5 protein-coding genes are annotated in these 4,809 nt (G+C 46.2%); 1 reads left to right on the top strand and 4 read right to left on the bottom strand.

What is annotated here, in order from left to right; all coding sequences use genetic code 11:
- Nucleotides 1-178 precede the first annotated feature (178 nt).
- Complete coding sequence (locus A1D16_RS13200) at nt 179-382, top strand: hypothetical protein (RefSeq protein ID WP_290710208.1); 204 nt, start codon at nt 179-181, stop codon at nt 380-382.
- Between the two features lie 14 nt (nt 383-396).
- Here A1D16_RS13200 and hemL read toward each other — a convergent pair whose 3' ends face one another.
- From hemL to hemE, 4 genes are all read right to left on the bottom strand, one after another.
- The gene (gene hemL, locus A1D16_RS13195; RefSeq protein ID WP_290710206.1) at nt 397-1,683 is read right to left on the bottom strand and encodes a glutamate-1-semialdehyde 2,1-aminomutase; all 1,287 of its coding nucleotides are present in this window, start codon (nt 1,681-1,683) and stop codon (nt 397-399) included.
- 193 nt (nt 1,684-1,876) lie between these two features.
- On the bottom strand, nt 1,877-2,851 hold the full coding sequence (hemB, locus tag A1D16_RS13190; RefSeq protein WP_290710204.1) for a porphobilinogen synthase: 975 nt from the start codon (nt 2,849-2,851) through the stop codon (nt 1,877-1,879).
- 16 nt (nt 2,852-2,867) lie between these two features.
- Nucleotides 2,868-3,776 (bottom strand): oxygen-dependent coproporphyrinogen oxidase, encoded by a 909-nt coding sequence (gene hemF, locus A1D16_RS13185; protein WP_290710202.1) that lies wholly within the window; start codon nt 3,774-3,776, stop codon nt 2,868-2,870.
- A gap of 22 nt (nt 3,777-3,798) precedes the next feature.
- Nucleotides 3,799-4,809 (bottom strand): uroporphyrinogen decarboxylase (gene hemE / locus A1D16_RS13180; protein ID WP_290710200.1); only part of this gene is annotated, 1,011 nt, incomplete at its 5' end.

Genomic DNA, 4,809 nt, shown 5'->3' with positions numbered 1-4,809 from the left:
CCCTGGAAGCAAGGGACTGGAAGAATTGGCCCCGCTCAGTTTCATTCGGTAAAAAAAACAGATCCTGGTCCACGGTCATTGTCACCAAAAAGCATTGTCGTCGGTTTCCTACGTCATGGATATTTTATCAATTCCGGCAAACTATGTAGCCACTGCAATTAATTCCGGATGTTGTGGTATGGCGGGTTCATTCGGTTTTGATAAAGATCATTATGAGGTTTCTATGCAAATTGGTGAACTGGTTTTATTTCCTGCAGTTCGTCAACAAGCTGCCACTACCCTTATTGCCGCTTCGGGTACCAGTTGCCGCCATCAGATAAAAGACGGTACGGGCCGGTTAGCTCTCCACCCGGTAGAGATTTTATTTGATGCGCTTATTTAGTATACACAGGGGAGTTATAACCTGCTCAGCGACTCCTCTGTTGCGCTTATGGTGTTATCCAGATCTGCTTGGTTTAAAGCATTGTTCAGGAACCAGCTTTCAAAGGCTGAGGGCGGCAGATAAATACCCTGGTTGAGCATTGCATGAAAGTATTTTGAAAAGCGGGCATTATTAGCCGACGAGGCAGATGCGAAATCTATTACCGGGTGTTCACTAAAGTGAATACTAATCATGCTACCCAATTGATTAATGACATAAGGCTGTCCCCAGGCAGCCAGTACATTGTCCAGGCCATGTTTAAGGTAGCTTGTTTTTTCTTCCAATTCTTTATAGATACCCGGGTTGGCTTTCAATTCTGAGAGCAGGGTATATCCTGCAATCATGGCAATGGGATTACCACTCAGCGTGCCTGCCTGGTAGACAGAACCAAGTGGTGCCACCACCTGCATATATTCTTTTTTACCACCAAATGCGCCAACCGGCATTCCGGCTCCGATTACCTTACCATAGGTTACAAGATCGGCTGCTACCCCCAGCACCTCCTGTGCCCCACCAGGGGCCAGGCGGAAACCGGTCATCACTTCATCAAAAATCAACAAAATGCCTTCTGCATCACAGATTGCCCGCAGGCCCTCTATAAAGCCGGACGCCGGAAGTATACAGCCCATATTGCCAGCTACTGGCTCTACAATTATGGCAGCAATTTCGCCTTTGTGCCTGGCTGCAAGCTCCTGTACGGCTCCCAGGTCATTATAAGCGCAGGTGAGTGTATCAGCACTTACGCCAGCAGTAACACCGGGTACTGATTGAATATTAAACGTGGCTACCCCGCTTCCAGCTTTCACCAGAAAGGAATCGGCATGACCATGATAACAACCTTCAAATTTGAGGATCTTGTTACGACCGGTATACCCTCTTGCCACACGTATTGCACTCATACAGGCTTCTGTTCCGCTGCTAACCATACGAATCAGGTCCACATTTGGTACCATCGATTTTATCAGCTCCGCCATTTTAATTTCCAATTCAGTGGGTGCCCCAAAAGAGGTGGAATAGGCTGCATATTCCTGGATTGCTTTAACAACAGGATCATAGGCATGCCCCAAAATCATAGGTCCCCATGAAGCGATATAATCAATGTATTTATTCCCGTCCACATCGTATAGGTAAGCGCCTTTGGCTCTTTGCATAAAAAGTGGTGTGCCACCAACACTTTTGAATGCTCGAACCGGGGAGTTAACCCCGCCTGGAATAGATTCTTGTGCGCGGGCAAAAAGGGTGGAGGAAGTTGAAGTAGTCATGGATGGTGAATTGGTGAATTGGTGAATGGTTAAGGGTGGAGGGTGTTTTTTTCAGGAGTGCAGGATTGAATGTTTTTAGTTATTTCAAGTAAAACTAGTTGCTTCAGTGCTTTTTTCTATCAATCCCAGGGCCGGTAAGTTAGGAAACAGGTTGCAAAACAAGCTTTCCTGACTACACCAAATATCCCTTTCCCTATCCCAACAACCTCACTGCATCTTTTGCAAAATAGGTTGCAATCAGGTCAGCTCCGGCACGTTTGATAGAGGTTAGGGTTTCCAGTATGGCTTTGTCTTCATTGATCCAGCCCATTTTTGCAGCCGCTTTGATCATAGCATATTCACCGCTTATATTGTACGCACTAACTGGAACGGACACACTGTTTTTTACTTCACGGATAATATCGAGATAAGCCAATGCTGGTTTTACCATTACTATATCAGCGCCTTCTTCCACATCCATCAGGGTTTCTTTCACTGCTTCCAGGCGATTGGCATAATCCATCTGGTATGTTTTTTTATCACCGAATCCTGGGGCACTGTCTAATGCATCCCGAAAGGGGCCATAAAAACAACTGGCATATTTAGCGCTGTAGCTCATGATGCCCGTATTGATAAACCCTTCGGCTTCCAGCCCCTTTCTTATGGAACCGATCCGACCGTCCATCATATCAGACGGGGCTACAAAATCAGCGCCGGCCTGTGCATGTGATATACTCATTTTTACCAATGCCTCTACGGTTGGATCATTTACAATCTGTCCGTTTTCGACAATACCGTCATGTCCGAAAGAGGAATACGGATCTAACGCAACATCGGTCATTACCAGCATTTCCGGTACAGCGTCTTTTATGGCTTTTATGGATCGTTGCATCAGCCCATCCGGATTCCAGGCTTCTTTCCCGGTATTGTCTTTCCATTCCTCTTTGCACTTGATAAAGAGCAGCACCGACCTCAGGCCCATTTCCCACAGCTCTTTTACTTCCGCAACGGTTAAATCCAGCGTATTGCGATAATAACCAGGCATAGAAGGAATTTCAATACGGTTATTTTCTCCTTCATCGATAAAAAGCGGAACAATAAAATCAGCCGGTTGAAGGCTGGTTTCTGCCACCATCGACCGGATGGCAGCAGACTGGCGGAGTATTCGGTTTCTTCTTTGCAGCAACATATTATTTGCTTTATTGTTACACCCAGTTTACCGGATGTAAACAGGCTTGTAATAATTTATCTTCTTCTGAACCCGCTTCGGGCTGGTAATTGTATTCAAACCGTACGGTAGGAGGCAGGCTCATCAGTATACTTTCTATCCGGCCATTGGTTTTTAGCCCAAACAGCGTGCCCCGATCATGTACCAGGTTAAATTCTGTATAACGTCCCCGGCGGATTTCCTGCCAATGTTTATGTTTTTCTTCAAACTCCGAGTGTTTTCTTTTTTCTACGAGGGGAATATAGGCTTCCATAAAAGCATCTCCGCAGGCCTGTGCAAAAGAAAGCCACCAATCGGGGTTTCTTTCCTGGGTGGGGCGCTGGTAATCGTAGAAAATGCCGCCAATTCCTCGTCTTTCCTTGTTGCGATGCCAGTTTACAAAATACTCATCACAGGTTTTTTTGAAAGCCGGGTAAAAGTTTTCATCAAACTTGTCGCAGGCATTTTTATAAGTCTGGTGAAAATGACGGGCATCTTCTTCAAATAGGTAGTAGGGTGTTAAATCCGTTCCACCACCAAACCACCGGTCCATTACCTCCCCTGCTTCATTGTAAAGTTCAAACATGCGGTAATTGCAATGCACGGTTGGTACAAATGGGTTATAGGGGTGGATGACAAGGCTTAACCCACAGGCAAACCAGCTGTGTCCGTTGATTTTAAGTTGAGTACGCATGGCATCCGTTACTTCACCGAATACAACAGAGGTATTTACACCGCCTTTTTCAATAACCTTACCCTGGGCAATAACCCTGGTTTTTCCGCCTCCGCCTTCCGGCCTTGACCAGGCGTCTTCCTGGAAGGTGGCAAATCCGTCTGCGGCTTCAAGTGAGGTACAGATGCGGTTTTGTAAATCGTGGATATAGGTTATGAACTTATCTTTAAACATATTGAATCAGCTTTGCAGCGTTCTAATGACGAAATTCCTTCACGGCATCAACAAATGCACGTGCATGCGCTACGGGTACATTGGGCAGTATACCATGTCCGAGATTGGCAATATGTTTACCCGGACCAAAATCCTTCAGCATTTTTTTCACGGCCTGCTGAATTTCTGGAATGGGACCAAGTAATTTCGCCGGATCAAAATTTCCTTGCAGCGTAACTGCATCGCCTGCAAATTTACGCGCCAGTGCGGGTTTAATACACCAGTCTATACCCAGTCCTTGTGCGCCTGTAGCAGCCATTTCTTCCAGTGCAAACCAGGCTCCTTTTGCAAAGATGATCGTTGGTGCTTCTTCTCTTACCGCAGCAACAATCTGGCGGATATACTGCAGGGAGAACAGTTCAAAATCTTCCGGACTTAATAATCCACCCCAGCTATCAAAAATTTGTACCAGGTCTGCTCCCGCTTTTATCTGAGCCTTTAGGTAGGCGATAGTGGTATCGGTAATCATTTGCAATAACTGATGTGCTGTTGCTGGTTGAGCGTAGCAGAATGCTTTGGCCTCATCAAAAGTCTTACTGCCTTTCCCCTGTACCATATAACAGAGTAGTGTCCAGGGGGCACCCGCAAATCCGATCAGAGGAACACGATCGTTCAGTTCTTTTTTGATCAGTTTGATGGCATCAAATACATAGTGTAACCGATCATTCACATCGGGCACTTCTACCCGTTTCAGGTCGGTAATCGTTTTTATAGGATCGGGTAAAAATGGCCCCTTGCTTTCGATCAGCTGCACTTCCAGGCCCATTGCCTGCGGAACTACCAGGATATCGGAAAAAAGTATGGCAGCATCCACTCCTACAATATCGATCGGCTGCAGGGTTATTTCACAAGCAAGTTCCGGCGTTTGGCAACGTTCGAAAAAGCCATATTTTTCGCGCAGCACCATGTATTCAGGAAGATAACGGCCTGCCTGGCGCATCATCCATACGGGGGTTCTTTCGGTTGCTTCTCCTCTCAGTGTACGCAGAATAAG

This window comes from Flavihumibacter sp. CACIAM 22H1, from assembly GCF_001601815.1.
In the GTDB taxonomy this organism is placed as follows: Bacteria; Bacteroidota; Bacteroidia; order Chitinophagales; family Chitinophagaceae; genus Flavihumibacter.
This window is presented reverse-complemented; position numbering and strand designations above follow the sequence as displayed.

Bases quoted from the DNA above. Each gene is read 5' to 3' on its own strand.
- hemL (WP_290710206.1), bottom strand. From the start codon at position 1,683: ATGACTACTTCAACTTCCTCCACCCTTTTTGCCCGCGCACAAGAATCT.
- A1D16_RS13200 (WP_290710208.1), top strand. From the start codon at position 179: ATGGCGGGTTCATTCGGTTTTGATAAAGATCATTATGAGGTTTCTATG.
- hemF (WP_290710202.1), bottom strand. From the start codon at position 3,776: ATGTTTAAAGATAAGTTCATAACCTATATCCACGATTTACAAAACCGC.
- hemB (WP_290710204.1), bottom strand. From the start codon at position 2,851: ATGTTGCTGCAAAGAAGAAACCGAATACTCCGCCAGTCTGCTGCCATC.